Annotated in this window: 1 protein-coding gene; it reads right to left on the bottom strand. The window is 69.5% G+C overall.

Annotated features, from left to right (window positions below):
- Nucleotides 1-19: 19 nt before the first annotated feature.
- Nucleotides 20-891 (bottom strand): IS5 family transposase gene (locus AQI95_RS46200; RefSeq protein ID WP_425264985.1). Its coding sequence is split into 2 segments (ribosomal slippage): nt 20-525 and nt 525-891, totalling 873 coding nucleotides; the frame shifts between segments, so codons are not numbered across the junction.
- Nucleotides 892-905 lie beyond the last annotated feature (14 nt).

The raw sequence follows: 905 nt of genomic DNA, 5'->3' as shown, positions 1-905 counted from the left end.
CTAGGCAGTTTCGTTTGGATCACCGGGCGGACCAGAGGAAGATGCCTGCGATGTGGAGTCCGGCCAGGTAGATGGTGGCGGTCTTCTCGTAGCGGGTGGCGATGCCTCGCCACTGCTTCAGGCGGTTGATGCACCGCTCGACGGTGTTGCGCTGCTTGTAGGTCTCGCGATCGAAGGCCGGTGGCCTGCCGCCCCGGCTGCCCCGACGTAGCCGGTGTCCGCGCTGGTCAGCGGGGACGGGGATCACTGCCCGGATGCCGCGCCTGCGCAGGTGCTCGCGGATCGCACGCGAGGAGTACGCCTTGTCGGCCAGGACCAGGTCCGGCCTGGTGCGCGGCCGTCCGCGCCGACGGGGAACGCGCAGGCGGGCCATGACCTCGGTGAAGGCAGGTGCGTCACCGGCCTGGCCCGCGGTGAGAACGAACGCGAGAGGCCGGCAGCGGGAATCGGCAGCGAGGTGGATCTTCGTGGTCAGCCCGCCCCGGGACCGGCCGATGGCGTGGTCGTCCGGTTCGCCGGCCGGGGCCCCTTTTTGCGGGCCCCAGCCGCGTGCTGGTGAGCCCGCACGATCGTCGAGTCCACCGAGACGGCCCAGTTGAGGTCCTCGTCCGCGTCGGCCTGGGCCACCAGGGCGGTGAAGACCCGCTCCCAGGTGCCGTCGACGGCCCACATCCGCAGCCGGTTGTAGACGCCTCGCCAGTTGCCGTACTTCTCCGGCAGGTGGACCCACTGCGTGCCGGTCTGGAACTTGTAGGCAATCGCGTCGATCACCTCACGATGGTCGCGCCAGCGGCCACCCCGCTTCGGTGTCCGGTCCGGGAGTAACGGCTCGATCCGCGCCCACTGCGCGTCAGTCAACGGCACACCCGAACCAACGACCGACTGATCCAAACGAAACTGCCTAG

The sequence above is a fragment of the Streptomyces yokosukanensis genome (assembly GCF_001514035.1).
Taxonomy (GTDB): Bacteria; Actinomycetota; Actinomycetes; order Streptomycetales; family Streptomycetaceae; genus Streptomyces; species Streptomyces yokosukanensis.
Note: the sequence above shows the minus strand (reverse complement) of the source record. Positions and strands in the feature narration are given on the sequence as shown.